The 24846-nt window shown below is 56.2% G+C and carries 22 protein-coding genes; 10 read left to right on the top strand and 12 right to left on the bottom strand.

Annotated elements, in window-relative coordinates:
• Window positions 1–876, top strand: a complete 876-nt coding sequence (locus G5195_RS13210; RefSeq protein ID WP_005337611.1) for a flagellar protein MotY — start codon at window positions 1–3, stop codon at window positions 874–876.
• 86 nt (window positions 877–962) lie between these two features.
• On the opposite strand, the gene gloA is transcribed toward G5195_RS13210, so the two are convergent.
• The 9 genes from gloA to G5195_RS13165 all read right to left on the bottom strand — a co-directional run bounded on the left by gloA (window position 963) and on the right by G5195_RS13165 (window position 9372).
• On the bottom strand, window positions 963–1376 hold the full coding sequence (gene gloA, locus G5195_RS13205) for a lactoylglutathione lyase (RefSeq protein ID WP_005337610.1): 414 nt from the start codon (window positions 1374–1376) through the stop codon (window positions 963–965).
• A gap of 171 nt (window positions 1377–1547) precedes the next feature.
• Window positions 1548–2189: an endonuclease III gene (gene nth, locus G5195_RS13200; RefSeq protein WP_421223676.1), complete on the bottom strand. Its 642-nt coding sequence runs from the start codon at window positions 2187–2189 to the stop codon at window positions 1548–1550.
• 13 nt (window positions 2190–2202) lie between these two features.
• Window positions 2203–2964 carry an electron transport complex subunit E gene (locus G5195_RS13195; RefSeq protein WP_005337608.1) on the bottom strand — a complete coding sequence of 254 codons (762 nt, stop codon included), beginning with the start codon at window positions 2962–2964 and terminating at the stop codon, window positions 2203–2205.
• 15 nt (window positions 2965–2979) lie between these two features.
• Window positions 2980–3612: an electron transport complex subunit RsxG gene (rsxG, locus tag G5195_RS13190; protein ID WP_005359614.1), complete on the bottom strand. Its 633-nt coding sequence runs from the start codon at window positions 3610–3612 to the stop codon at window positions 2980–2982.
• A 153-nt stretch (window positions 3613–3765) separates the two neighbouring features.
• Window positions 3766–4818 carry an electron transport complex subunit RsxD gene (gene rsxD / locus G5195_RS13185; protein WP_042056553.1) on the bottom strand — a complete coding sequence of 351 codons (1053 nt, stop codon included), beginning with the start codon at window positions 4816–4818 and terminating at the stop codon, window positions 3766–3768.
• A gap of 11 nt (window positions 4819–4829) precedes the next feature.
• Entirely contained in the window at window positions 4830–7559 is a 2730-nt protein-coding gene (gene rsxC / locus G5195_RS13180; protein WP_421223679.1) for an electron transport complex subunit RsxC, read from the bottom strand.
• 14 nt (window positions 7560–7573) lie between these two features.
• On the bottom strand, window positions 7574–8152 hold the full coding sequence (gene rsxB / locus G5195_RS13175) for an electron transport complex subunit RsxB (protein WP_005350799.1): 579 nt from the start codon (window positions 8150–8152) through the stop codon (window positions 7574–7576).
• A gap of 2 nt (window positions 8153–8154) precedes the next feature.
• Window positions 8155–8736 carry an electron transport complex subunit RsxA gene (rsxA, locus tag G5195_RS13170; RefSeq protein WP_005337600.1) on the bottom strand — a complete coding sequence of 194 codons (582 nt, stop codon included), beginning with the start codon at window positions 8734–8736 and terminating at the stop codon, window positions 8155–8157.
• 186 nt (window positions 8737–8922) lie between these two features.
• Window positions 8923–9372 carry a very short patch repair endonuclease gene (locus G5195_RS13165; protein ID WP_421223681.1) on the bottom strand — a complete coding sequence of 150 codons (450 nt, stop codon included), beginning with the start codon at window positions 9370–9372 and terminating at the stop codon, window positions 8923–8925.
• Between the two features lie 68 nt (window positions 9373–9440).
• On the opposite strand from G5195_RS13165, the gene G5195_RS13160 reads away from it, so the two are divergent.
• From G5195_RS13160 to G5195_RS13135, 6 genes are all read left to right on the top strand, one after another.
• Window positions 9441–11012 (top strand): DNA cytosine methyltransferase, encoded by a 1572-nt coding sequence (locus G5195_RS13160; protein WP_421223683.1) that lies wholly within the window; start codon window positions 9441–9443, stop codon window positions 11010–11012.
• A 46-nt stretch (window positions 11013–11058) separates the two neighbouring features.
• The gene (locus G5195_RS13155) at window positions 11059–12540 is read left to right on the top strand and encodes an ATP-binding protein (RefSeq protein WP_421223684.1); all 1482 of its coding nucleotides are present in this window, start codon (window positions 11059–11061) and stop codon (window positions 12538–12540) included.
• Window positions 12537–15212, top strand: a complete 2676-nt coding sequence (locus tag G5195_RS13150) for a Z1 domain-containing protein (RefSeq protein ID WP_421223686.1) — start codon at window positions 12537–12539, stop codon at window positions 15210–15212. The genes G5195_RS13155 and G5195_RS13150 overlap by 4 nt, the downstream gene beginning before the upstream one ends.
• Entirely contained in the window at window positions 15205–16176 is a 972-nt protein-coding gene (locus G5195_RS13145; protein ID WP_421223688.1) for a PD-(D/E)XK motif protein, read from the top strand. Before G5195_RS13150 ends, G5195_RS13145 begins: the two co-directional genes overlap by 8 nt.
• Window positions 16177–18249, top strand: a complete 2073-nt coding sequence (locus G5195_RS13140; RefSeq protein WP_421223689.1) for an AIPR family protein — start codon at window positions 16177–16179, stop codon at window positions 18247–18249.
• 305 nt (window positions 18250–18554) lie between these two features.
• Window positions 18555–18923, top strand: coding sequence for a VOC family protein (locus G5195_RS13135; RefSeq protein WP_005337594.1), 369 nt, complete (start codon window positions 18555–18557; stop codon window positions 18921–18923).
• Window positions 18924–19143: 220 nt separating this feature from the next.
• Here the strand turns inward: G5195_RS13135 and G5195_RS13130 are convergent, their stop codons facing one another.
• Window positions 19144–20724, bottom strand: coding sequence for an alpha/beta hydrolase (locus G5195_RS13130; protein WP_421223691.1), 1581 nt, complete (start codon window positions 20722–20724; stop codon window positions 19144–19146).
• A 345-nt stretch (window positions 20725–21069) separates the two neighbouring features.
• Here G5195_RS13130 and G5195_RS13125 point away from each other — a divergent pair, with 345 nt between their 5' ends.
• Together G5195_RS13125 and rluF are read left to right on the top strand one after the other, a co-directional pair.
• Entirely contained in the window at window positions 21070–21192 is a 123-nt protein-coding gene (locus G5195_RS13125; protein ID WP_005359634.1) for a hypothetical protein, read from the top strand.
• On the top strand, window positions 21182–22198 hold the full coding sequence (gene rluF, locus G5195_RS13120) for a 23S rRNA pseudouridine(2604) synthase RluF (RefSeq protein WP_115544538.1): 1017 nt from the start codon (window positions 21182–21184) through the stop codon (window positions 22196–22198). The genes G5195_RS13125 and rluF overlap by 11 nt, the downstream gene beginning before the upstream one ends.
• 80 nt (window positions 22199–22278) lie before the next feature.
• Here rluF and G5195_RS13115 read toward each other — a convergent pair whose 3' ends face one another.
• Window positions 22279–23595, bottom strand: a complete 1317-nt coding sequence (locus G5195_RS13115; RefSeq protein WP_421236214.1) for an MFS transporter — start codon at window positions 23593–23595, stop codon at window positions 22279–22281.
• A gap of 176 nt (window positions 23596–23771) precedes the next feature.
• Between G5195_RS13115 and G5195_RS13110 the strand changes: the two genes are divergently transcribed.
• A complete protein-coding gene (locus G5195_RS13110) occupies window positions 23772–24614 on the top strand; it encodes a LysR family transcriptional regulator (RefSeq protein WP_421223697.1) in 843 nt (280 codons plus the stop codon).
• A 60-nt stretch (window positions 24615–24674) separates the two neighbouring features.
• On the opposite strand, the gene rsmS is transcribed toward G5195_RS13110, so the two are convergent.
• Window positions 24675–24830 (bottom strand): pleiotropic regulatory protein RsmS, encoded by a 156-nt coding sequence (gene rsmS, locus G5195_RS13105; RefSeq protein ID WP_080768580.1) that lies wholly within the window; start codon window positions 24828–24830, stop codon window positions 24675–24677.
• Window positions 24831–24846: the final 16 nt, after the last annotated feature.

The raw sequence follows: 24846 nt of genomic DNA, 5'->3' as shown, positions 1-24846 counted from the left end.
TTGAACGCTTGGGTGTTGGGGTTGGTCAGCATATCCGTGAGTATGCAGTTACAGGCTGGGGTCACCGAATTTGGTGCCGGTCTGGATCAATCCGTCTGGCGTTTGACCTCCGATACCCAGATTGAGTGTCGCCTCGAGCACCCCATTCCCAACTGGGGCACGGGGGCCTTTGTCAGCCGCGCCGGGCGCAAGATCAACCTCGACTTCGAGCTCAAGGGTAAGCGGCCGCAGGCCCAGACCCAGACGGTGAGCCTTGGCATCATGCCGCCGGTATGGCGCCCGGGGATAGCCGGGCGAGAAGTGAGCCAACTGCGCTTCTATCAGCAGTTCGATGGGCTGGTGGAGGGGCAGACTGCCTGGACCATGCTCGACGAGCTGGAGGGGGGGCGAATGCCCACTTTCCAGTATCGGGACTGGTATCGCCAAAACCGCGCGGTGCGGGTGTCCCTCTCGTCGGTCAACTTTCGGGTGAAATATCAGGCCTTTATAGACTGTCTGAGCGGGCTCTTGCCCTACAGCTTCAACGACATCGCCTTTAGCGTGCTCACCTACGACAAAAACAGCGATCAGCTCTCCATCCCCTCCAAGCGGCGGCTGGCGATGATCAGCGAGTTTATCAAGGCGGACAAGAGCATCGACGTGGTGGTGATAGACGCCTACAGCGACAGCTATGGCGGCCGCTGGCCGAACCTGAAACTCTCCGAGAAGCGGGCCGATGCCATCAAGAAGGTGTTTGTCGATCTGGGGATAGATCCCGGCAAGATCTCGGTGGAGGGACATGGCGAGAAGCAGCACGTTGCCTCCAACGAAACCGAACAGGGTCGTGCCAAGAACCGGCGGGTGGTGATCAGCATGGGGCGCAATGGCGAGATCTAGCTTTGCGGCCCGGTCAGAGAAGCATAAAAAAGAGCGCATCTGCGCTCTTTTTTGATCCTGCCATCCGGCAGCGGGAGTCGGGTAGCTTAGAAGCTGTCACCCAGGCCAGTACCGGCATCTTTCTTGGCGATCAGTTCAATCTTGTAACCGTCCGGATCTTCGACGAAGGCGATCACGGTGGTGCCGCCTTTAACCGGGCCCGGCTCGCGGGTGATCTTGGCACCGGCGGCGCGCAGCGCTTCGCAGGTGGCATAGATGTCGTCCGCTTCCAGCGCGATGTGGCCGTAGGCAGAGCCCAGTTCGTACTCGCTCACCCCCCAGTTGTAGGTCAGCTCGATCACCGCTTCATCCTTCTCGTCACCGTAACCGACGAAAGCCAGGGTGTACTTGTACTCGCTGTTCTCGCTCTTGCGCAGCAGCTTCATGCCAAGGACGCGGGTGTAGAAGTCGATGGAGCGTTGCAGATCGCCGACACGCAGCATGGTATGCAGAATTCTCATTGCTCAGTTCTCCGGGTTGGTGATGTGTACTGCTTTCAATCTCGGTTGCGAGGCCATCAGCTTTCTGGATAGACCTTCTCTTTGTACTCGCAGAGGTCCTCGATGATACAGGAACCACTGCAGCGGATGTTTGCGAGCGAGACAGGTAGGACGGTTGTGGCGCCCAGTCATTCAGCTCTCTGGATAGACCTTCTCTTTGTATTCGCACAAGTCCTCGATGATACAGGAACCACAACGGGGCTTGCGAGCCAGACAGGTGTAACGCCCGTGCAGGATCAGCCAGTGGTGAACATCCAGCTTGAACTCGGCGGGTACCACTTTGAGCAGCTTCTCCTCCACCTGATCCACGTTCTTGCCTACCGCAAAGCCGGTGCGGTTGGAGACCCGGAAGATATGGGTATCGACGGCGATGGTGGGCCAGCCAAAGGCGGTGTTGAGCACCACGTTGGCGGTCTTGCGGCCGACGCCCGGCAGGGCTTCCAGCGCTTCGCGGTTCTCCGGCACCTCGCCACCGTGGCGCTCCAGCAGGATAGCGCAGGTCTTGATGACGTTTTCGGCCTTGGTGTTGAAGAGGCCAATGGTCTTGATGTACTCCTTGAGCCCGTCCACCCCGAGATCCAGCATCGCTTTCGGGGTGTTGGCCACCGGATAGAGCTTGTCGGTCGCCTTGTTGACGCTGACATCGGTCGCCTGTGCCGAGAGCAGCACGGCGATCAGCAGCTCGAATGGCGAGTTGAAGTTGAGCTCTGTGGTGGGGTGGGGATTGTTTTCCCGCAGCCGCTCGAGGATCTCTCTGCGTTTCTGATTGTTCATGCCTTGCGTCCGATCATAGCTCGGTCGCCCGGACGCGGGCTGGGGCAACGTTGCAGTGGGCCACGGTAGCGGCCTGTTTGCGGTCCCGCCAGTCGTTGATGGCGTTCTTGGCGGCGATCAGCAGTCCCAGCCCGATAAAGCCGCCCGGCGGTAAAATCGCCAGCAGCAGGCTGGCATCGGCGTGGAACAGCTCGATGCGCAGGGATTTGGCCCACTCGCCCAGCAGCAGCTCGGCACCATCAAACAGGGTGCCCATGCCGATGATCTCGCGCATGCCGCCCAGTACCAGCAGCACCAGAGTAAAGCCAAGGCCCATCATCAGGCCGTCGAGGGCTGCCAGCAGCGGCGGGTTCTTGGAGGCATAGGCCTCGGCGCGGCCGATGATGACGCAGTTGGTGACGATCAGGGCGATAAAGATGCCGAGCGCCTGATAGAGGCCATAGGTGTAGGCGTTCATCAGCAGCTGCACGCTGGTCACCAGCGAGGCGATGATCATCACATAGACCGGGATGCGAATATCCTTCGGCACCCAGTTGCGCACCAGCGAGACGGCGAGGTTGGAGCAGACCAGCACCGCCATTGTGGCAAGGCCCAGCCCCAGCGCATTGGTAAAGGTGGAGGAGACGGCTAGGGTCGGGCAGAGCCCCAGCACCTGCACCAGCGAGGGGTTGTTCTTCCACAGCCCCTGACTCATCAGCTCCTTGAGCTCGCCCTTGCGGCTTTCCAGCTCGGCAATCGGGGCAGCGCCCGTTTCAATCTGTTCCATCTGGTTCATGATGGCTCGACTCCGTTAGTTCGCCGCCGGACAAGCCGGGGCGTTGCTGAGCAGTTCGGGTTGCTCCTGCTGCAGTTTCAGCAGGTTCTTCACCGCCTTGACCACGGCTCGCGGGGTGATGGTGGCGCCGGTAAAGGCATCGAACTCGCCGCCATCCTTCTTCACCGCCCACTGGGGCTCGTTGTCATGGGTCAGGAATTTTCCGGCAAAGCTGTTGATCCAGTCCGATTTCTTCAGCTCGATCTTGTCACCGAGGCCCGGGGTCTCGTTGTGAGCGAGCACGCGCACTGCGGTGATGGTGCCCTTGGCATCAAAGCCCGCCACGATGCGGATCGCCCCGCTGTAACCATCCGGCGCGATCGCCTCCAATGCATAGCCGGTTACCACGCCATTTTTGCTGGCGGTATAGAGGGCTTGCGGCTGATCGCTGCCCAGATACTTCCTGCTGGTCACCTGCTTGCAGCTGGCCACCAGATCGTTGTCATAGCTCCCCTCCGGCAGCAATACCGAGAGGGTCTGCTGCTTCTCCAGCTGCTGCTGGTGGGCGATTTTATCCTTGGTCAGCTCGTTGGTCAGTACCACCAGCGCGGTACAGCCGAGCGCGAACATCGCCAGAATAAGGCCGTTCTTGCGCATGCTCTTTAACATGTCCGGGCTCCGTCAGCTGTGATGGGGGAAAAGGGCAGAAACATCATTGGCGACGAGCTCCATACACTTTCGGGCGAGTCAGCGTGTCGATAAAAATGGGCAACGCAGAGGTTGGCCAGCAGCACTCGATACGTTTCGGCGTTATCGTCTTGGTCATTGGCGACGTGCTCCGTATACCTTCGGACGAGTCAGGCTGTCGATAAACGGCACACAAAGGTTGGCCAGCAGCACGGCGAAGGCGAAGGCATCCGGATAGCCGCCAAAGCGGCGAATGATGTAGACCAGCATTCCGATCAGCACGCCATAGACCAGTCGACCGCGCGGCGTGGTACAGGCACTGACCGGATCGGTGGCGATAAAGAAGGCCCCCAGCATGGTGGCGCCGCTAAAGAGATGGAACATGGGCGTGGCGGTCGCATCCGGGCTCACCAGATAACCGATGGTGGAGGCCGCCAGCAGGGCACCGAGAATGGCGGTGGGAATGCGCCAGTTGATCACCTTCTGTTGCAGCAGGAACAGGCCGCCCAGCAGATAGCCGAGGTTGACCCAGCTCCAGCCGATGCCGCCCCAACCCTCAAACAGCGGGCCGCTCAGGATCTCGCCGGTGGTGAGCCCCTGAGTCAGGCCGGTTTTCAGGGTATCGAGGGGAGTCGCCATGGTGAGACCATCCACCCCCTGCTTGAGCTGGGCCATGCTGTAGCCGTCGAGGCTAAAGCCGGTGAAGATCACCGACGCCGCATCGCCAAAGCCGAGACTGTAGGCGCGCACGCTCTCCGGCGGCAGCCAGCTGGTCATCTGTACAGGGAAGGAGACCAGCAGCAGCACATAGGCGACCATGGCCGGGTTGAACAGGTTCTGGCCCAGTCCGCCGTAAAGGTGTTTGGCGACAATGATGGCAAAGGCCGTACCCACCACCAGCATCCACCACGGCAGCAGCGGCGGCAGGGAGAGACCGATCAGCACGGCGGTGAGCGCCGCACTGCCATCCATCAGGGCTGGCTTGATGGCGCGGCCACGGAGCTTGAGCACCAGCGCCTCGCACAGCAGCGCAGTGACCAGCGCCAGCAGGATTTGGATAAAGGAGCCCCAGCCGAAGAACCAGGTCTGGGCCAGCAAGCCCGGCACGCAGGCCAGGATCACCAGCAGCATCAGGGTTCGGGTCTGTTTGCGGTTATGGGCAAACGGCGCAGTCGCAATATTGAACATGAGTCTGTCGATTACCTTGTGGTTGTTCGGTCGGCTGACGGGGCATCTTCAGCGGCGGTCTCTGCGGCTCTGGCTGCCTCGGCCGCCAGCTTCTTCGCCTTGGCGCGGGCCACGGCGGCTGCAATGGCCGCTTTTTTCGGATCAACCGGGGCGTCAGCCGCAGGGGCGCTCGCTTCAGGCGCGGCAGTGACGGCAAGTGGTTGCTCACTGCTGGCTGCATCGCTTTGCATCGGCTCGGCCGGTGCGCGCTCACCCTCAGCTCCGGCACTTTCTACCCCAGCACCTGCATTTTCTACCTCAGCACTGGTACTTGCGCTCTGCTGGGCCAGTTTTTTGGCCTTGGCACGGGCGATGGCAGCGGCGATAGCAGCTTTCTTGGGATCGACCGCTTCGCTTGCAGCCGTATCGCTTTGGCTGGTGGTTACTTCGCTCTTGGCTACTGTATCGTCGCGGGGCTGCGCGCTGGCAGCTGGCTCACTCTGCGCACCTTCAGCACTGGCACTCTCGCCCTGCTGGGCCAGCTTTTTGGCCTTGGCGCGGGCAATGGCAGCGGCGATAGCGGCTTTCTTGGGATCAACCGCTTCGCTGGCCGCAGATGGCGCATCACTTTGGCTTGCAGCGGATTCGCTGGTGCCTTCGGTTGCAGTCAGATCGCCCTCAGCGCTGTCGCCCTGCTGCGCCAGCTTTTTGGCCTTGGCCCGCGCAATGGCAGCAGCGATAGCCGCTTTCTTGGGATCAACTGCTTCGCTGGCAGCAGATGGCGCATCGCCTTGCGAGCCTGCGTCTGCTACCGCGCTGTTGGCTGCGCTTACCGGTTCGCCACTGGCTTCGGCCTTTTTGGCCTTGGCCCGGGCGATGGCGGCGGCAATCGCCGCTTTTTTCGGATCAACCTCTGCCTTTTGCTGATCAGCATCTACCGCAGGGGCAGCAACGGCTTCGGCAGTCACAGGCTCGGCGCTATCGCCAGCCTGAGCGGCTTTCTTGGCTTTGGCGCGGGCCAGTGCGGCAGCGATGGCTGCTTTCTTGGGATCGCTGGCGGGGTCAACCGCCTCGGTGGATTGCAGCGCAGCGGCTGTTTCGCTGTTTGCGCTTTCCGCCAGTTTGGCGGCGCGGCGCGCCTCCGCTTCCCGTTTGCGGGCTTCGCGGGCGGCAATCACCGCGCTGTTGTCAGGCAAGCCCTCGGCGGTGGCGGCAATGGCTGTGATGGGGGCATCCTGCTTGGCCTTGATGCGGGCGAGGGCGGCTGCCACCGGATCTTCGCCGCCTGCGGCCGTCATGGTCTGACGGCGCTGGGCGGCGGCTTCGGCATGGCGCGCTTCGCGGGCCGCTTTCTCCCGCTCGAAACGGGCCTGCTTGGCCTCGAAACGCTGCTTGGCTCGTTCGGCTTTTTCGGCCTCGGCACGGGCTTCGCGAATGTCGTCTTTGGCGATCTTGTAGTACTGCACCAGCGGGATCTCGCTCGGGCAGACCCAGGCGCAGGCGCCGCACTCGATGCAGTCCATCAGGTTGAGCTTCTCGGCCTTGTCATACTCCTTGGCCCGACTGTACCAGTAGAGCTCTTGCGGCAGCAGAGTAGCCGGGCAGGCATCGGCACAGGCGCTGCAACGGATGCAGGGCTGCTCCGGGCCGGGGGCGGGCAGTTCGGCCTGCGTCGGCGCCAGCAGGCAGTTGGTGGCCTTGACCACTGGCACCATGGCGTGGGGCAGGGTAAAGCCCATCATGGGGCCACCCATGATCACCCGCTGCTCCGCTTCCGGTTGCAGCTCGAAACGCTGCAGCAGCCAGCGCACCGGCGTACCGAGGCGCACCCAAGCGTTGCCGGGTTTCTTGAAGCTGTCGCCGGTGAGGGTGACGATCCGCTCGATCAGCGGCTCGCCGTCGATAATGGCGCGCTTGATGGCAAACACGGTGGCGACGTTGAGCACCATGATGCCGATATCGACCGCGCGGCCCCCCTTGGGTACCTGACGGCCGGTCAGCAGCTCGATGGTTTGCTTGGCACCGCCCGAGGGGTACTTGGTCGGCACCGTCTTGACCAGCACATCTTCGTCGGTGGCGTGACGGGTCAGTTGCTCGATCGCCTCGGGCTTGTTGTCTTCCACCCCGATCAGGGTTAGTTTCGGTTTGAGCAGGTGCTTGAGCACCCGGATGCCATCCATGATCTCGTCGGCATACTGCTGCATCAACCGATCGTCGGTGGTGATATAGGGTTCGCACTCCAGCCCGTTGACGATCAGGATCTCGGTGAGCTGGCCGCGGCCGTCGAGCTTGCTGTGGGTCGGGAACACGGCGCCGCCAAGGCCCGCTACCCCCGCCTGCTGAATGCGCTCGAGCAGCTCGCCCCGCTCCAGATTCCAGTAATCGGCTTTGCCGTTACGCTCGCCCCACTCATCCTCCCCATCCGGGGTGAGAATGACACAGAGATCGCCGAGCCCGGAGGGGTGGGCAACCGTGTGGTTGCCAATCTCGGTGATGGTGCCGGAGGTGGAGGCATGGACAGGGACGACCCGCCCCTTGGCATAACGGGTCAGCGGCTGCCCTTTTTTGACCTTGTCGCCCACCTGCACAAGCAGATCGCCGGCGGGGCCTGCGTGCTGGCGCAGCGGAATGATGAGGCGCGGCGGCAGACCGGCGTCTACCACCGGGCTCTGGCTTGATTGCAGCTTGTTGTCGGCGGGGTGAATGCCACCGTGAAAGTCCCAGAGCGTGCCGGCTTTGATACGTTCGAGTAAGGAATGCATGGTTGCTCCGCTGTTTATTCCACTATCTTGACCGGAATCTTGCCCGGAACATGCACGTTATTGAGATCCCACTTCCAGTTATCGACCGTGGTGGGCACCGGGATCATCTCGATGCAGTCGGTCGGGCAGGGATCGACACAGAGATCGCAACCGGTGCACTCGTTGGCAATCACGGTATGCATCGCCTTGGTGGCGCCGACGATGGCATCCACCGGGCAGGCCTGAATGCACTTGGTGCAGCCGATGCACTGATCTTCGTGGATAAAGGCGACCTTCTTGACCGGCACGGCGGCCTCGTCACTGCCTCCCAGCGGCTGGGGCTCCACCCCCATCAGATCGGCAATCTTGCGCATGGTGGCCTCGCCACCGGGCACGCACTTGTTGATCTGATCGCCGTTGGCGAGCGCCTCGGCGTAGGGTTTGCAGCCGGGATAGCCGCACTGGCCACACTGGGTCTGGGGCAGCAGGGCATCGAGCTGATCGACGATGGGGTCTGCTTCCACATGAAACTTGACGGCGGCAAAGCCCAGGATAATCCCGAACGCCAGCGCCAGCAGGGTGAGCACCAGAATGGCAAAGAGAATATGGATCATGGTTATATCTTGATAAGGCCGGTAAAGCCCATAAAGGCCAGCGACATCAGACCGGCGGTGATCATGGCAATCGACACCCCGCGAAACGGCGCGGGTACATCGGCGGCGACCAGACGCTCGCGCATGGCGGCAAACAGGATCAACACCAGCGAGAAGCCGGTGGCGGCGCCAAAGCCGTAGATCACGCTCTGGATAAAGTCGTGTCGCTCATTGATGCTGAGCAGCGCCACCCCGAGCACCGCGCAGTTGGTGGTGATGAGGGGCAGGAAGATCCCCAGCAGGCGATAGAGGGTCGGGCTGCTCTTGCGCACCACCATCTCGGTAAACTGCACCACCACGGCGATCACCAGAATAAAGGCGAGGGTACGCAGATAGGCGATATCCAGCGGCAGCAGGATATAGTGCTCCACCAGATAGGAGCTGGCACTGGCGAGGGTCATCACGAAGGTGGTCGCCAGCCCCATGCCGATGGCGGTTTCCAGCTTGCCGGAGACTCCCATAAAGGGGCAGAGGCCGAGGAATTTCACCAGCACGAAGTTGTTAACCAGCACGGTGCCGATCAATAAAAGCAGGTACTCAGTCATCAATTACCGTCACTGAAAGTCGGGTTATCGGGGTTTGAAGGCGGGCGGTATTATCTGACGTTAGGGCCAGTTAAACAACCGCAAGGCCGCATGGTTATTATGCAACTGGATAATTTAGCCGGGGTTTTGGGCAAGATTGCGGTAGTTTGGCGAGCTGTTCGCGTGAGCACCATGACTAGAGGGTACTCAGAGGTTTTCGAACTCAGGCCAGTCAAGAAAAGAAGTTGTTCCTCTGATCCGTTCCGGCAGCCAGCCCAATGTCTGAAAATCGGCATTTTTGAGTCCGCACTCCCAAATCCTGAACACTCGCCAGCCAGCTTCATGCAGCTGTTTTTCAACCAGTTCATCACGAGCGGTATTGGTCACAAATTTGTGCAGCCAGAATTCGGTATTGCTTTTGGGTATTGCAGCAAAGCGGCAGCCAGGATGGCGATGCCAAAAACAGCCATGAACGAAAATGCAGAGCCGGTAGCGGGGAAGAACGATATCAGGTTTACCGGGAAGCTCTTTGACATGCACTCGAAAACGAAATCCCAATCCATGAAGATATTTGCGCAGTGTCAGCTCAGGGCGTGTGTTTTTGCTTTTGATGCCAGCCATCATGGCTGAACGGGTTGTAGTATCGACAACATCCATGCTTTTGCTTCCTGCTTGGCGAGCTTCCTGGTATCTTTGTGGCCTGATCAAAAACACAGTAATTTTCAATGAGCATTTTTTCATCATCCATCCCCGTTGTCGATTTGTTTGCCGGTCCAGGTGGTTTGGGTGAAGGTTTTTCATCTCTCAACGATGGCAAGGCATTCGAGATTAGGGTTTCCGCGGAGAAGGACCCAATAGCACGTGAAACCTTGAGACTTCGCTCCTTTTATCGTCTGCTCAAGAATCATCGACGAGATTGCCTTCAGGACTATTACCGGTATTGCAATGGTGAAGCTGAACAAGCATTTACCGAACAGACCATTGATCTATGGGAAAAGGCTGGTTTGGAAGCCATGTCTCTGGAGATCGGCAGTGAATCTGGCAATCAACGACTTGATCAGGCAATTACCAAGGCGCTTGAAAACAGAAGCGAATCTCAGCCATGGGTGTTGATTGGTGGGCCTCCCTGCCAAGCATACTCTCTTGCGGGGCGTTCCAGAAACAAGGGCAAATCCGATTACAAGCCGGAAGAAGATCATCGGCACTTTTTGTACAAAGAGTATCTGCGGATTATTCAAAGAAACAGGCCGGATATATTTGTCATGGAGAATGTCAAAGGCATTCTATCTTCAAAGATAAATGGGGATTTCATTTTTCATCAGATACTGCGAGATCTGGCAAACCCCAATGCCGCATTGGATATGCCCGATGATGGTTTGCGTTACCAGATAGTTTCGCTTGTCAGTGACGAGGTATTCAGGGATGGCGATGACCCCAAGGAGATTGATGCCAGAAAGTTCATCATTCAATCAGAGGAATACGGCATTCCACAAGCTCGTCACCGGGTGATTCTGCTTGGCATTCGTGGTAATCACTCCTTAACTGACTTGCCCAAGCTATCCAGAACCAATCCTGTGACGGTAAAACAGGTTATTGGAAGCCTGCCTGTATTACGCAGCAAGCTAAGCAAGCAACATGATTCTTATGAAAACTGGGAATCGTTGGTAAGAAATGAGCTCAAGTCACTTGGTGTCTCCGCGTTGAATGGCCCTGCGCAGATAACACCACTTGCTACAAAACTTTCCGATGCCGCAAAGCATTTGAATGCACGAAATACCGGTGGGCTACGGAGTAGAAAGAGTGACAAAGATGGGTTCACTAATATCAGAGAGTACGATGACTGGTATTTAGATGCTGAGCTGAATGTCTGGTTGAATCATGAAACTAGAGGTCATCGTATAGATGACTTGGCTCGTTACGGATTTGCAGCATGCTTTGCGGAAAAACATGGGCGCTCACCTAAAGGTCATGCTGATTTTTGCCTGCCTGGACTGGCTCCAGATCATAAAAACTGGGAGTCTGGCAATTTTTCTGACAGATTCAGAGTTCAGTTGGCTGATGCACCATCAACGACAATCACTAGTCATATCTCGAAGGATGGTCATTATTTCATCCACTACGATCCAAGACAGTGTCGTAGTCTGACAGTGAGAGAAGCCGCACGTTTACAGACATTTCCTGACAACTATTTCTTCCAAGGAGGAAGGACTCAGCAGTATCATCAGGTTGGAAATGCTGTTCCCCCATTACTTGCGCGCAGAATAGCTGATGTCGTATTTAGCATTCTGCAAGGGTAATGGATTGTGTTGCTAGATTGTAAGGTAAAATAGAGAAGGTTATCTGATGGCTAGCGTAAGACAACATCCACCAAGTGCAGCGTGTTTGTCTGCCTCTATGAGAGATATAGGTTACTCGCTCGAAACAGCTATTGCAGATTTGATAGATAACAGTATTTCTGCTGGTGCCAGTAAGATCGAGATTATTTGTGATGTTGCATCAACATCTCCGGCAGTGGTAATTCTCGATAATGGCGGAGGTATGACCGAAGATGAGTTATTGGTAGCTATGCGTCATGGAACGCATAATCCCGGTCTGATACGCTCATCGCATGATCTTGGCCGCTTTGGCTTGGGCTTGAAAACTGCTTCTTTTTCACAATGTCGCTCTCTAACCGTAGTTAGCATCAAGCAAGGACTCATATCTGGCGCGGAATGGAATCTAGATCGCATTGATGCATCGGACGACTGGCTTCTATCAATTCTGGAGCCTGCTGAGATTGAAACATTGCCCCATATTGGGTTGCTTGGCGACACTGGTACAGTAGTCATCTGGCGTGAGCTGGATAGATTGATGGAATATGAAGTCGGAGCTCGCCGGGATGAAATCGTCCACGAAAAACTGGAGGCTGTTGGCAGGCATCTTTCCCTTGTATTTCATCGTTTTCTTTCTGGAGAGATAAAGGGATATTCCAAGATTTCACTCAGCATAAATGGTCATCCGATTACAGCATTCGATCCTTTCTGCAGAAAAAATCCTGCCACTCAGATTCTTCCTGAAGAGGTTGTGTACATTGGCGATGCTCAAGTTCGCCTGCAGCCTTTCATTTTGCCACATCATAGTCGCTTGTCAGCCTCCGAATATGACTATTACCAAGATCGCAGTGATTTTATTTCCAACCAAGGTTGCTATGTATATAGAAATGGGCGCCTGATGGCATGGGGCGATTGGTTTCGTATTGTACCTAAAGGAGAAACCACCAAGTTGGCGCGGGTACAAATTGATTTCCCAAACACTCTCGATGAAGAATGGACTATCGATATCAAGAAGTCGCGAGCTCGTCCGCCTCATGCTGTACGTGAACGTCTACGTCAGATTCTTGCGAAGGTCACTGCTCGCAGTGTAACAGTCCACCGAGGACGTGGACAAAAACTTTTCCATAATATTAGCTCTCCATTGTGGGAGCGGTATGCAGATCAAAAAGGGATTAGATATTCGCTGAATATCTCACATCTTCTTGTACAAAAACTTAAAGAGCGGCTCGATGGTGAAGGTATTCGTCATCTTGATCTTCTTCTTGCTGCAATATCCACATCTTTACCTGTTGAAATGGTGTATTCAGATTATTCAGCCAATCCTCGAGAGGTAGAGGTGAAGCAGACTTTTTCAATACAAGAGATACAGGGGCATCTTCATGACCTAAAAAAAGCACTCTGGGGAGAGCTTACTGGTAATGTCGAGGTATTTCGGGATGTGGTTAGGTCAATTAAATTATTTGAAGATCATAGTTCTATCGTTGAGGAATATATAAAAAAGGAATTTTTATGACGCTCCAGAATGATAAGGCAAAAGTTTTACTAGCAGCATTGATTGGTGCTTTTGATGATCAAGAAGAACTCCCATTGTATGATGATATTGCCGAAAAAGCCGCAGGGCTGGCCCCTCTAATTGGATACATTGGTCCTCTCCATAATATAATCTCTGAGGCTGAGGCTATAATGCCATCACGGATGAACGCAGGTGTATCTCTTGTTGACGTTAATGCGCCTCATGATGAGGATTGGATTCATAAACGAGATATCATAAGTATATATGGGGATGCTTATGGTGGATATCTACGAAGCCAAGGTTGGAAGCCAACAGTAGTAAACACCCTCCTAAATGGTGATGCTTCAAAAATTCTTGGATTGCTTCAAGACCCTACGAGTAAAGATGCTTGGAGCCGTCGTGGTCTTGTTATTGGTCATGTTCAGTCCGGAAAAACGGCTAACTACATGGGGGTGATTGCAAAAGCGGCTGATGCCGGTTATAAATTTATCATTGTCATTGCTGGTATTCATAATAATCTTCGTAAGCAAACTCAACAGCGTGTTGATGAAGGATTTGTTGGACGTTCTAGCGATCCTGCAGACCGTGTGAGTATCGGAGTCGGGCTTGATAGAAGCTACCCTAATCCTGTGACGCTCACTAATATCATTTCAGATTTCAATAAGCAGATGGCTGACAGAAGTGGTGCTCAGCTTAACGATTTCAAAAAACCTGTCATTATCGTCATCAAGAAAAATGTGAAAACTCTCGAGGCTCTACACGTCTGGCTTCGTGAATTGAATGCAAAAGGAAGGGACCGAATTGCCGACGTTCCCATGCTGGTCATTGATGATGAGGCTGACAATGCCTCGATCAACACAAATAAGCCAGATATTAATCCAACAGCGACCAACTCGTGGATAAGAAAAATACTACGTCTCTTCACTAAAAACTGCTATATCGGATATACTGCCACCCCGTTTGCAAACATATTCATAGATCCAGATGCCTTCGATAAGGAGGCCTACGAAGAGCTATTTCCCAAAGACTTCATTCATGCACTGGATGCGCCAACAACTTATTTTGGCCCTGACAAGGTTTTTCTGAACGATGAAAGCAGCGATGCTATTATCAGGAAGATTACGGACTGTGAAAATTATCTTCCTCTATCGCATAAGAATGGTTTTCCTGCATTAGAGCTGCCACCCAGCCTTTACCACGCCCTCGATCAATTTATTATCGCAAGAGCTATACGTAATCTTCGTGGGCAGAAAAGAAAGCACTGCTCGATGCTGATAAATGTATCGCGTTTTGTATCCGTGCAGAAAGAAGTTAAAAGTTTCATAGAAATTCGCTTAGAGCGGATACGCGAAGCAGTGAAGGCAAACTACATGATGCCGGAATCTACATCAGCGAAAAATGGACATATGGCGAGGCTACGATCGGTGTTCGATGCTGAATTCGCAGGCAATGAGCAGGGTGGGAAGCATTACTGCTGGGAGGAAGTAAAAGCCGCGCTCTGGTGTGTTTTTGAGCATATGCGGGCCTATGTGGTTAACAGTAAAAGCGACGAAATTCTGGATTTTGCAAAGTATGAAAAGGATGGGGTTGGCTTGACCGCGATTGCTATTGGCGGTCTTAGTCTTTCACGCGGTCTTACCATTGAGGGGCTGACTATCAGCTACATGTACCGCAATACAAAGATGTATGACACGCTGATGCAAATGGGGCGCTGGTTTGGCTATCGGCCGGGCTATGAGGATATCTGCCGTGTTTGGCTGTCCACTGATTCTATCAACTGGTACAAGCATATAGCGCTCGCTTCAGACGAGCTCCGCCAACAGATTACCCGAATGCGACAGGCTGAGATGAGCCCTAAAGATTTTGGTCTCTATATCAAATCCCATCCCGATAGTCTGCTAGTAACTGCTGCAAATAAGATGCGCAACGGTGAAAAAGTCATTCTAAATCAGAATTTCACCGGCCTCCTTGTCGAAAGTTACGACCTTCCCCTAAACCCAGAGATCAATGCTGCAAACGAGGCTCTGATCGAAGAATACTGGCGAAACGGTTTTGGCGGAGTGATTGAAGACACGAAGCAAAAGGGCTTGTTTATCCCTAATGTGGATGTTGAGAGAATTGAAGAGTTTCTACTTCGGTTTAAGTCGCATAAAGATGCAAGGCAGAGGAAAATGTCTGCAATTGAATATCTTCGAGCCATTTCGGCGCAGTATCCGAAAGGTGATGTTCTTTTGATTTCCAAGGGGCCAGTCGATTTTGATAGATTTCGCCTCGGGGTACAGGAGCGGACTGCTGAAGATGCAACGTCGGACAAATGGCGTGTTTCGGGGTACCGTGTTGCCAGTCGAGGTGACGAAAAGCTCGGTCTCAAACCGGAGCAGATTATGGCTGCAGAAAAACTGGCAACGGAGGGCTCTAAGAGTAGAGCGACAGGCCCTTCGGACATTCATTATCGGGTAGTGCGTGACAAGCCTTTACTAATGCTTCACGTCCTGGAGCCGACCGATAAGGCGGAATTGGCGGGAGTTCGGGTTCCTGCATGGGGGTTAAGCTACCCTGATGGTCTGTACGGCGTCGAGATTGAAGTCATAGCCAACAAGGTTTGGATGGAGCAAATGTACGGGTCTCTAGACGATAATCCTGACGCCGATGAGGATTATGACGATGAATAAAATTGTTCCATGGGATGGCATACCGATTCCGTCGGCAGATCTCAGTGTCCTGCGTGTTGCTGGAACCACTGGTATCCCCATTTACTGGGGCCGAGATCCGAGCTCGCAATGCCTGCTAATTATTGAGCTTGGCGGCGACCACATCGCACAGTTTCGCCGGGATATTTTCTCAGTGCATGGCATTGGTATTGATCTTCGCAATTCTAATGATACCGGTCGGCAGCGCCTTATTCTTACGCTGGCGCGTCATATCGATAGTGACCTATTTCATGGCCTTTGCGAAACATTAATAGCCAGTCTAAAAAATGTTGCTGATCCTGCGATAGCACTTGCAGTTACACTTGCCCATTTAAAACGTTGGAAAGCATTCTTGGCTGGCCGTAATGCTAGGCTGCTTTCATCGGAGGAGGTTCGTGGCCTTTTTGGAGAACTTCATATCCTTCGAACGCTTTATCACAAAACTCTCCCACAGGCTGTAGCTGTTGATGCTTGGTGTGGGCCTGATGATTCTCATCATGACTTCATTTTTGGTAACCGTGCCATAGAAGTTAAGTCACTTTCCTGTCGTGAGCGCAGCACTGTTCGAATTTCTTCTGAGGATCAACTTGAATCGCTTTCTGATAAATTGTTTTTGCTGACGCAGCGTATTAGCGATATGCCTAGTTCCGAACACTCCTTGTCATTGAATGGTATAGTCACGCTGATAAAGGACGAACTGATGGATTCCGAGGCTATCGAGCTGTTCATGGATAAGCTAGCAAATGTGGGTTATGCGCCGCTTGCTGAATATGACACGCCTTCTTTTGTTGTGAGTGGTGCTCAGGGATATCATGTTACCGCCGACTTTCCGCGGCTGATAAGGTCTAAATTACCGCAGGGCGTAACCAAGGTGACTTACGACCTTATGTTGGAGGACATCGAGCCATTTTCTTGTGCTCAAACAGATATTTTTAGCGGGTACTAAATGGACACAACCACTGAGGTTTTCTTCCACAACTTTCGGCAAGAGTTGTTAGCTGGAGCTGAAGCCAATGGTCGGTTTCAGCTTGACGAATTCATGGAAGCTGTTGCAGCTGAGCTGATCGATACCGGTTTTACTGAAGGTTTCGAACTCTGTCATTACCGGGCCCAGCGTGGTATGCGTGTTGATGGGTTCTGGTTTAATGATGAAGGAGTTCTAGATCTTTTTATTGCTGATTTTGATTCAAGGAATGAGCTAACAACCCTCAACAAAGCGGATGTAACTGCGGCATTTAAACGAATTTCCAAGTTCTTCGAAACAAGTGCCAATAAGCATTTAGCTAGAGATTTGGAGGTGACATCACCGGAGTTTGGTCTCGCCAAGCAAATTGAGGAGCGAATTACCACTCTACGGCAGATTAATCTGATCCTTTTTTCCGAACGCATACTCAGCGAGAAAATCCAGACCCTATCCGATGCAATAGTTGCTGGTATACCAACGATTTATCACATTTGGGATATCTCACGCCTGCATCGTCAGAGAAGTTCTCGAAACCATAAAGAACCACTTGATATCGATTTCATGCAGATGTTTGGTAAAGGAATTCCCTGCCTTCCTGCTCACTTGGGAACCGATGCTTATCAATCCAATCTCATGGTCATGCCTGCAGATGTGTTGGCAACCCTGTACGAAAAATTCGGTGCTCGCTTGCTTGAGCAGAACGTGCGTACGTTTCTGCAGGCTCGCGGCAACGTGAATAAAGGGATCAGGGCCTCGATCTTGAATGAGCCAAGCATGTTTTTTGCTTACAACAATGGGATAACTGCTACTGCGCAGGAAGTTGAAACAGTGATGACGACTTCTGGCCTTGTAATTACAAGAGTTGTGGACCTTCAAATTGTCAATGGCGGACAGACGACGGCATCACTGTTTCATACACGCAAGCGTGACAAGGCTGATTTGTCCCAGATATTTGTTCAAATGAAGCTGTCTGTCATTGATAGTCTTCAAAGTGAGGCGGTTGTACCAAAAATATCAGAGTATGCAAATACCCAGAATAAGGTGAATGCTGCAGATTTTTTCTCAAATCACCCTTTCCATGTTCGAATGGAAGAGTTCTCACGCCGTATATGGGCTCCTGCGCAACAAGGATTGCAACGTGAGACCCGATGGTTCTACGAGCGAGCACGCGGCCAATATGCCGATGCGCAGTCGAAACTTACCCCTATGGAACAGCGCAAATTTAAAGCTGAGCATCCGAAGCAACAGATGTTCACTAAAACCGATCTTGCGAAATTCGAAAATGTTTGGGATGACCATCCCAAGTGGGTAAATCTTGGTTCTCAGAAGAATTTTGCACGTTATGCCGCTCGGATAGGGGGGGAATGGGATAAATCATCCGACGAGTTCAATGAGTTTTACTTCAAGAGAGCTATCGCTAGAGCTCTAATGTTCCGTGCAACAGAACGAATTGTTTCTGCTCAGTCTTGGTACAACGGTGGGTACCGTGCAAACATTGTAGCCTATACATTGGCGCTACTCGGCTATATCACGAAGCTGCGAAATGCAAATATAGATTTTTTGGATGTCTGGAATATGCAGAAAGTTAGCCCTGCACTTGAAAAGACCATCGCAGTCGTGTCAACAGCTGTGAATGATGATGTCATCAGACCCCCGCAGGGTATTTCCAATATTTCCGAGTGGTGCAAGAAAGATGCATGCTGGGCAAGGATACAGGCCCGTGTCGAAGCTATAGCGAATTCTCTTCCAGCCGAATTTTACGCTGGACTGATTTCACTCGATGAGCAAACCGCTACTATTCGGTCGGCAAAGCAGACACAGAGAATAGATAACGGTATTGAGACACAGAAAAAAGTGCTTGCAGTGTCCGCAACAGAATGGGCTCGTATCCATCGGTCGCTGATTGAGAAGGGCCTCCTCACGCCAAAGCAAGACAGTGCATTAAGGGTGGCCATGCAGCTCCCCTCCAAGTTTCCGACCGAGAAACAAAGTGCGGTGTTGCTGGAGATGCTTGAAAAAGGAAGGCTGGAAGGGGTGACGGTACATGAGGGCTGAATATGTAGCCCATTCCTATCGATGGTGCCCTTGAAAAAGTTCTAGCAAGCAAAAAGCCGACCACAAAGTGTTTACGATTTTTAGGTTGGTCCCAGTGCGGCTGGCCTGTACTCCGATCCCGTAAATAGATGGTGGATAAAGGGTTGCCTGAACCGGCGCCACCTGATGATGCGCGGATTGCGCGCCACGGCACAAATGGGCTTCCACTTGCCGGGTAAGATGGGGTTGCCCGCCGTGGCGACGACAGTCGGATGCTTGCGGGTATATGCCGGTCACATCAGCCAGATCACCACCAGGAGGTAACCATGATCAGCCATATCGACCATCTGGTATTGACGGTCAGTGATATCGAACGGGCCGTGGCGTTTTACAGTTCGGTGCTCAATATGGAGGCCATCACCTTCGGTGCGGGGCGCCGGGCGGTAGGGTTTGGCAACCAGAAGATCAATCTGCAACTGCTTGGGCAGGAGCCGCGCAACCGGGCGCAGGTGGGGTCGGGGGATGTCTGCCTTATCACCCGCTGGCCGCTGGAGCAGGTGATGGCCCAGCTTGCCTGCCACGGGGTGGAGATTGTCGAGGGGCCGGTGACCAAAAGCGGGGCTTGCGGGCCGATAGAATCCATCTACTTCCTCGACCCTGACCAGAACCTGATAGAAGTGAGCATCTATCCCTGACAGGGTTGGTGCGGCGCCTGACGGTGCAACACCTATCAGAATCACTCTACTTCCTCGACCCGGATCAGAACCTGATAGAAGTGAGCATCTATCCCTGAGCCCACCAAGCCATCACTCCCATCGCCATCATCAATAGAAAGGGGCCGTCAATTGACGGCCCCTTTCTTGTATCGCCATCGACCCAGCGCCAGTGGCTCTTTGCCGATACTCCAGAAACATCCTAGAAAGGCGCGCTGCTCTCGTCGCTCTCCTGTAAAAACAGCTCCAGCTCGGCCTGATGGGCCGCATCAGGTTGACCACTGCTGGCAGGAGTTACAGCGGCAGGTCGGGCGACAGGAGGGGCGGTGAGGGTCTCCATTACCCGCTGCTGCAGATAGGGGTAGAAGGGGTTGGAGGAGGTGCGGGTGAGGGCGCCGGGGTTGACGATCAGCACGCCACGCTCGCCACGCAGGGCCAGACCGCCGAGATTGATGCCATATTGCTCCCGCTGCTCCGGGCGCGCCGCCATGCCATAGAGGGGGTCGTCCATCGGGAAGGGGAGCGCCACGTGGGAGAGGGAGTAGATCTCCTTGGGATAATCGACATCCAGCGGGCGGACCTGCTCAGGCTGATCGCCGGTGGCCAGCGTTCTGGCCTGCGTCGCGGGGGAGGCGGGGTCCACATTGCCCACCACGGTGAGGCGATAGTGCCCGGGGGCGTTTGGCAGCAAGCGGTGCAGCGCCAGCTCGGAGGCCGAGCTCATCAGCGGGCCAAACAGGGTGCTGCGGTTGATATCAAACAGCACCAGTTCGCTGCCGTTGGCCGGCAGGTAGTGGTAGAGATCGGCAATGATGGAGCGGGTGCTGACGGTGTAGTCCATCACCGACTGGAAGGTGAGGGCGGGGGGAAATGCCGCCAGCTCGCCACTGGCGGCCAGCTGGCGCACCTGCTGCTGAATGGCGTGGGTCAGGCGGTAGGACTGGCGCGCGCCGTTGACCGGGAACGAGTTGTACTTGAACGGGTTGAACTCCGGCATGGTGTCGAGCCAGGCGGCGTTGGCAAAGGCGGGCAGCAGGGCAGGCACGGCCTTGATCCCGGCGAAGCGGGCAAAGCGGGTCACCCCGATCATCGGGGAGATCAGCACCAGCCGATCCGGTTTTGCCAGCGCACCGCTCGGGTCGGCCAGCGCATCGAACGCATATTTCACCGCCAGCGCGCCGCCGTTGGAAAAGCCCACCAGATGCAGCGGCCGCTTGCCCGGTGCCAGCAATCTGGCCTCCCGCACCGCCAGTCGGGTGGCGGCCAGCCAGGTTTCCCAATCCACATCCACGAGGCCTGCGGGCACGGTGCCGTGGCCGGGGATCCTCAGCCCCAGCGCGATAAAGCCCTGCTGCTGATAGCGTCTGGCCAGATGGCGCAGGCTGTAGGGGGAGTCGGTCAGGCCGTGCAGCAGCACCGCCACCCCTTTGACTTCCCCCTCGGGGCGCAGCAGATAGGAGCGGTTCCAGTTCTGCTGAAAGCGGGCGGGATTGATGGGGGCGTCCTGATAGTAGCGATTGCTGGCCAGTTGCTGCTCCGGCGGCGTCTTGGCGACTACCTCGGTGGCCACCAGCTCGAACAGCTCTGCTTCGCGGGCCAGATAGGCTTGCCAGTCGCTGTTGTCGAGCTCCTCGGCGCTGAGTTCGGGGGGCACCACTGTGTGCCACAGCTGCAGCGGCGCTGCCTGCCAGGCGAAGTAGGCGATCACCGCCCACGCGGTCAGCAACAGCAGCAACAGGGTCAGCAGAGCACGGCGAACAAGGCGGCGAGTGTGAGCCAGCATGGTGCAATCCTTGGCGATAGAGATGGGGCCGCCTCTGGGCGGGCGAGTTCGGCGCAGCACATTTGGCGCGGCCAACCGGCTTAAAGCCTAATGGAAACAAGGTGATATGTATAGTTGATGGCGTTCGTCCGCGCTGGCTGTGGGCACCAGATCCTGCCGTTGGCATCAGGCTGGCCGTTCGAAGGCTGCATCGCGGGCCATCTGGCGCTGTGAACTTATCCGCGGATGCCCGCTTGGGCGCTGCGACCTTGCAACTATCTGCCCCTGAAAGGGGGCAATTATGCTACTGTAGCGGCGTTTTTTGATGGATAAGCTGGCATTGGCCTTTTTTGAAGATGGAATGGTATGCAGAACTTTGACGTAGTGAATTGGCTGATGCAGCAAACAGCCTCCCCGGCACAGCCGGAACAGGCGATGGCACAACCGGGCGCGGCCCAGAACCTGTGGCAGGTGATCCATGCTGGCTAACGAATCCATGCGCCTGAACAAATACATCAGCGAGAGCGGTATCTGCTCGCGCCGCGAGGCCGACCGCTTTATCGAGCAGGGCCACGTCTTTATCAACGGCAAGCGCGCCGGGATTGGCGATCAGGTGCAGGTTGGTGATCTGGTCAAGGTGAACGGTCAGGTGATCGAGCCGCGCGAGGCGGACAGTCTGGTGCTAATCGCCCTCAACAAGCCGGTGGGCATCGTCAGTACCACGGAGGCGGGCGAGAAAGACAATATCGTCGATTTCGTCAACCACAGCACCCGGGTCTTCCCCATCGGGCGGCTCGACAAGGATTCGCAGGGGCTGATTTTCCTCACCAACCACGGCGATCTGGTCAACAAGATCCTGCGGGCAGGCAACGATCACGAGAAAGAGTATCTGGTGACCGTCGACAAGCCGGTGACCGACGAGTTTGTGCGCGGCATGGCGGCCGGGGTGCCGATCCTTGGTACTGTGACCAAGAAGTGCAAGGTGAAGAAAGAGGCACCGTTCGTCTTTCGCATCACCCTGGTGCAGGGGCTGAATCGCCAGATCCGCCGCATGTGCGAACACTTCGGTTTTGAAGTGACCAAGCTGGAGCGTATCCGCATCATGAACGTCAGCCTCAAGGGGCTGCCGGTGGGCGAGTGGCGCGATCTGACCGACGACGAGCTGATCGATCTGTTCAAGCTGATTGAGGACTCCTCCTCCGAGGTGAAACCGGCCAAAGGCGACAAACCCAAGGCGGCCAAGGCCCCTGCGGCGCAAACCGCCAAACCGGGGCAGGGCAAGAAGCCGCGCCGCGATGATGATCACGAGATTGGCGGGCGTCCTAATGTGCCGGGCCCGGAGGCTTTCGAGAAGAAGCTGCCGGTGGGCAAGGGGGGCGCGGGTAAAGGTGCTGCCAACAAGGGCGGCGCTGGCAAAGGGGCTCCCAAGGGTGGCAAACCGGCCGCTGGCAAGCCGCGCACCGCTAACACCGGACGGCAGAAGAAGGGGCGCTAAGTTGCTCCCCTGAGTGGCATCAGCCGCCAGTCATCTCCAATACGGTTATCCCCAACACTATTATCTCCAACACACCGGCCTCAGGCCGGTGTGTTGTTTTGGGCAGCAGAGCTGGTTGGGAGGGGGGCCGAAATGGTCGGCTCGCTGGCGGTCGGTAACCCCATGACGCGGGGATAGTGGCGCGGGTCTAGGCGCAGCACCAGCAGGCTCATCAGCAGCAAGCCCCCCAGTTGCCACTGCCAGGCGGCCGCAAAGTCGCCCACATAGTGATAGAGCCGCGCCGCCACCCAGGGGCCGGTGGCCGCCAGCATAAAGCCGAACCCCTGCATCAGGGCGCTCAGGGTGCCTGCGCGGCGCGGGTCTGGCAGGTGATCGAGCGCAATCACCATGATCAGCGAAAAACTGCCGCCAAGACCGGCGCCGCACAGCATACACCAGAGAATGGGGGCGCTGGCTGGCGCCAGCCAGAGGCCGCCGAATCCCGCCAGCTGCATGGCAATTGCCAGCGCCATCCATGGCCGCCGATCCATCTTGCGGGCGGCCAGCAGCGGCAGGCCGAGGCCACTGGCAGTCTGGGCCAGTGCCAGCCAGGCGACCAGCTCGCCCGCCTGCGCGGCGCTCCACCCATTCGCCATATAGGCGGGGGCCAGCCAGGCCACTACGATGCCGTAACCGCTGTTGATGATGCCAAAGCAGACGATCAGCAACCAGCTGCGGGGCAGGGTGATCAGCCGCTGTTCGCCGTGGGGAATAGCGACTGCCGCGGTGCTTGGCAGACGCACTTTCCACCCCAGCCAGACGAGGGCCAGCAGCACCGGCAGGCTCCAGAGTGCCAGCGCCCGCGACCAGTCGAGGCTCACTGCCAGCCTTGGCGTGAGGCTGGCCCCCAGCGCCCGCGACCAGTCGAGGCTCACTGCCAGCCTTGGCGTGAGGCTGGCCCCCAGCGCCCCTCCCCCCATCATGCAGGCGGAGAAGATCCCCATCACCAGCGGCACCTTGCGGGCGAAGGCCTGCTTGATAAGGGCGGGCAGCACTCCCTGCACCAGTGCCGACCCCAATCCACACAGCGCCGCGCTGGCGATCAGCAAGGCACCGCTTTGGGCATCGAAGCGCATAGCGCTGCCAATGCCGAGCAGCAGCAGGGCCGCCCCCAATAGTTGGCACGCACTGGCGCGCCGACGCAGGCTGGGGGTGAGCAGCACGCCAACCCCGATCAGCCAGAGCGGCAACAGGGTAAGCCAGGCGAGGGTGTCCATCCCCAGCGACAGGGCGCGGCCAATCTCGCCGCTCAGCGGGCCGATGGCGGTAAGAAAGGGGCGCAGATTCAGGCCAGTCAGGATCACCAGCACCAGCAGTGCGGTCTGGCCTGCGGGTTGATCCGCATTTTGTTGATTCATCGGGTGCTGTTTCCGGTTCTGAGAGAGACAGGGGGCTTTCGGGACGCGGAGTCATCGGGGCTGAACATGGCAGATCACCGTCAAAGGAGGCAAAAGCGCCAGCCTAGCGGCGAAACAAACCATTTGGAAATTAAATGATAAAATGAGTTTCAGTGATTTTATAAATGGAGAAACCCATGCTGGATCCCCTGTTACTGCGCAGTTTTGTCGCCATTATCGACACCGGCAGCTTTACCCGCGCCGGTGAACGGGTCCATCTGACCCAATCCACCATCAGCCAGCAGATCCGCCGCCTTGAGCAGCAGCTTGGCTGCCCACTGCTGGATCGCGCTGGCCGTCAGGTGGTGGCGACGGCGGAGGGGGAAAAATTGCTGGGGCTGGCCCGCCGCATTCTGGCGCTGCTGGCACAGGCCGAGGAGCAGGTGAGCGAGGGGAGCGTGTCCCTCAGCCTCGGGGTGCCGGAGGATTTCGCCGCAGGGGCCATTACCCCGGTGCTGGCCGCCTTTGCCCGCGACTACCCCGAGGTGCGGTTGGAGGTGCAAAGCGGCCTGAGCCACGAGATCTGGCAGCGCTTCGAGGCGGGAGAGCTGGATCTGGCGCTGGTCAAGCAAACGCGGGGGCAGGGTTCGCCCCTTGCCAGCTGGCGCGAGCCGCTGGTGTGGGTCGACAGTCGCGACTGGCCCGCACGGGAACGGGATCCGCTGCCGCTGGTGGTGTTTCCGAGCGAAGGGCTCTATCGGCGGCAGATGACCGAGGCGCTCGATGGCCTCGGTCGGCGTTGGCGTATTGCCTATGTCAGCGCCAGCCTTGCCAGTTTGCAGGGGGCGGTGAGCGCGGGGATCGGGGTGAGCTTGCTACCCAAAAGGTTGATGCCCGCCGATCAGCTGGCCCTGACCCAGTGGCCCAAGGTGGCGCCGGTGGAGCTGGCGCTCCATGCCGGGGTAAGCGGGAGTGAGCCGCTCACCCGCTTGAGTTCGGCCCTGATCGCCCTCTGTGACGAGGTGATGGGGCCGCAGTGAGTGGCTCTGTGGGGAAAAACTGGCGTCGGAAAGATAAGGCAGAAAAAGTGCGGGGAGGGATCAGTGATCCTTCCCCTCCGCCAGCTTGCGCTCGTAATCCTGTTTCACAATGGCCAGTGCCGCCAGCACCAGCTCGGGAGCCAGCTCATTGGTTTCCAGCAGTTCAATCAGATCCACCGCGAGTTTTACCTCGGGCGGGGCAGTTTCCAGTGACATGGGCAGGGTTCCGGTT

This window comes from Aeromonas sp. 601039 (assembly GCF_049174415.1).
Lineage (GTDB): Bacteria > Pseudomonadota > Gammaproteobacteria > Enterobacterales > Aeromonadaceae > Aeromonas > Aeromonas veronii_A.
Note: the sequence above shows the minus strand (reverse complement) of the source record. Positions and strands in the feature narration are given on the sequence as shown.

Coding starts and splice junctions, on each gene's coding strand:
- gloA (WP_005337610.1), bottom strand. CDS start 1,376: ATGAGAATTCTGCATACCATGCTGCGTGTCGGCGATCTGCAACGCTCC.
- nth (WP_421223676.1), bottom strand. CDS start 2,189: ATGAACAATCAGAAACGCAGAGAGATCCTCGAGCGGCTGCGGGAAAAC.
- G5195_RS13195 (WP_005337608.1), bottom strand. CDS start 2,964: ATGAACCAGATGGAACAGATTGAAACGGGCGCTGCCCCGATTGCCGAG.
- rsxG (WP_005359614.1), bottom strand. CDS start 3,612: ATGTTAAAGAGCATGCGCAAGAACGGCCTTATTCTGGCGATGTTCGCG.
- rsxD (WP_042056553.1), bottom strand. CDS start 4,818: ATGTTCAATATTGCGACTGCGCCGTTTGCCCATAACCGCAAACAGACC.
- rsxC (WP_421223679.1), bottom strand. CDS start 7,559: ATGCATTCCTTACTCGAACGTATCAAAGCCGGCACGCTCTGGGACTTT.
- rsxB (WP_005350799.1), bottom strand. CDS start 8,152: ATGATCCATATTCTCTTTGCCATTCTGGTGCTCACCCTGCTGGCGCTG.
- rsxA (WP_005337600.1), bottom strand. CDS start 8,736: ATGACTGAGTACCTGCTTTTATTGATCGGCACCGTGCTGGTTAACAAC.
- G5195_RS13165 (WP_421223681.1), bottom strand. CDS start 9,372: ATGGATGTTGTCGATACTACAACCCGTTCAGCCATGATGGCTGGCATC.
- G5195_RS13160 (WP_421223683.1), top strand. CDS start 9,441: ATGAGCATTTTTTCATCATCCATCCCCGTTGTCGATTTGTTTGCCGGT.
- G5195_RS13155 (WP_421223684.1), top strand. CDS start 11,059: ATGGCTAGCGTAAGACAACATCCACCAAGTGCAGCGTGTTTGTCTGCC.
- G5195_RS13150 (WP_421223686.1), top strand. CDS start 12,537: ATGACGCTCCAGAATGATAAGGCAAAAGTTTTACTAGCAGCATTGATT.
- G5195_RS13145 (WP_421223688.1), top strand. CDS start 15,205: ATGAATAAAATTGTTCCATGGGATGGCATACCGATTCCGTCGGCAGAT.
- G5195_RS13140 (WP_421223689.1), top strand. CDS start 16,177: ATGGACACAACCACTGAGGTTTTCTTCCACAACTTTCGGCAAGAGTTG.
- G5195_RS13135 (WP_005337594.1), top strand. CDS start 18,555: ATGATCAGCCATATCGACCATCTGGTATTGACGGTCAGTGATATCGAA.
- G5195_RS13130 (WP_421223691.1), bottom strand. CDS start 20,724: ATGCTGGCTCACACTCGCCGCCTTGTTCGCCGTGCTCTGCTGACCCTG.
- G5195_RS13125 (WP_005359634.1), top strand. CDS start 21,070: ATGCAGAACTTTGACGTAGTGAATTGGCTGATGCAGCAAACAGCCTCC.
- rluF (WP_115544538.1), top strand. CDS start 21,182: ATGCTGGCTAACGAATCCATGCGCCTGAACAAATACATCAGCGAGAGC.
- G5195_RS13115 (WP_421236214.1), bottom strand. CDS start 23,595: ATGAATCAACAAAATGCGGATCAACCCGCAGGCCAGACCGCACTGCTG.
- G5195_RS13110 (WP_421223697.1), top strand. CDS start 23,772: ATGCTGGATCCCCTGTTACTGCGCAGTTTTGTCGCCATTATCGACACC.
- rsmS (WP_080768580.1), bottom strand. CDS start 24,830: ATGTCACTGGAAACTGCCCCGCCCGAGGTAAAACTCGCGGTGGATCTG.